The 1566-nt window shown below is 46.2% G+C and carries 1 protein-coding gene; it reads right to left on the reverse strand.

The window, feature by feature from the left end; genetic code table 11:
* Positions 1-231 precede the first annotated feature (231 nt).
* Positions 232-1437, reverse strand: coding sequence for an IS4 family transposase (locus tag BM124_RS18390; protein ID WP_093339989.1), 1206 nt, complete (start codon positions 1435-1437; stop codon positions 232-234).
* Positions 1438-1566 lie beyond the last annotated feature (129 nt).

The raw sequence follows: 1566 nt of genomic DNA on the forward strand, positions 1-1566 counted from the left end.
CACTAGTCTTGCAAATAGCTAACATATAATAACTATAATGAGAAATAATACTTTATTCTCGTGTTGAGTTTTCTTTAGTTCGTAGAAAGGGGATAGGTGGATTTCAACATAGAAGGGTTAGAAGTACATTTATGCCGTTTTTTTACATGAGGTTTGGGGTGGAAAATGAAAAAAGGCAGCAGCGTCCCAAAACGCCTAGACCTGTTACCGTTTTTTTCTAATATTGTGTTGTTATGTTAGAATCTTTTTTTGAGGATGCTGCTTCTTTGGGTGTTTCCGGGGTCGTCCCGGTTTCCCTTTTTTCCGTCGTCCTTTGGACGAACGCTTTGGTTTCCGTTGGAATTCCTCTATCAGTTGGCGCCAGGTCAGAAACCAGTAGTGGCGGATTTTCTTGAGAACATCCCACGTGGTGGCTTTCGTTTCGACCTGCGTCTTCATCCATTCCATAAGACTGTAAGCTATGATGGCGGTATAAATTTGAAGGCACACGGCTTCGGGCTTATGGTTGTAGAATTGAACGAGATGGAGGTGCTGTTTCAGCCACTTGAAAAATAACTCAATCTTCCACCGGTGCCGGTAGACTTCGGTTACTTCCCAGGTCGTGAGATCCCATCGGTTCGTAAGAACACGATACTCCCGGTGCTGCTCGTCCTGAAATGCCACCAGGCGCAGCCGGAAAGGCTCTCCCGTTTCGGGGTCCGTTATTTCCACCTCGGCATCCAACGGCGCGTCGGGGTCATCGGAAGGGTGGTTATACCGGACGACCGGGCATTTCATGTTTTTCTTGATCCGCGCCACGAAAGCAATGTTCTGTTGATCCCATTGATGATAGCGGTGGTAGTGGATGTATCCTCGATCCAGTACATAGGTTGTTTCTTTATCCACAATCAAATCAGCGGCTCCTTCTTTATCAGAAACCGCGGCTGTGGATAACACCAGATCATCCGGATAGCCTGTTTCCTCATTGAGGACCACATAGCGGAGATGGATTTTCACCGCGTTTTTCTCTTTGCTGCAGTACGCCCATTCCCCTGCTTTGGCAGGAAGACTGATTTCACTTCCATCTACCACATGGAGCTTTCCCAGGTTCGGAAAAGAAGGTGTACCGCTGTACTGATGATCAAGCTTTTGTAAACACTGCATAGCCAGTTCCTGCAGCGTGGAAACCGGTAAAGCTTCTATCTTTCGATAGATCGTGGATCCGTGCACCGTTTCAAGGTTCAACGTCCGTCGGAGTTCGGGCCTCGCCCGAAGATTTTCTTCAATATCCGAGAGCGATTCGTGCCGGCGCAGCTGAGCTTCGATAAGAAGGCCGAGAGCTTGACCGGTCAGCAGCTTTTTCGCCCCATGATCGTGAAAGGGATCGCGAAAATCAATGCTTTGAATGGAAGAAAGAATATGTTCACAAACCGTTTTTTCTGGTATACTGTTACCCATGGTTTATTCTCCTTTTGTAGAGTTTTTGGGTAACAAGTCTATCCCTCTACAATAGGAGATTTTTTTAGGCTTGTAAATGAAAAATAACCCATAAATGATACTATAAGGAAGTTGTTTGCAAGACTAGTG

It is taken from the genome of Salibacterium halotolerans (assembly GCF_900115625.1).
Taxonomy (GTDB): Bacteria; Bacillota; Bacilli; order Bacillales; family Marinococcaceae; genus Salibacterium; species Salibacterium halotolerans.

Coding starts and splice junctions, on each gene's coding strand:
- BM124_RS18390 (WP_093339989.1), bottom strand. CDS start 1,437: ATGGGTAACAGTATACCAGAAAAAACGGTTTGTGAACATATTCTTTCT.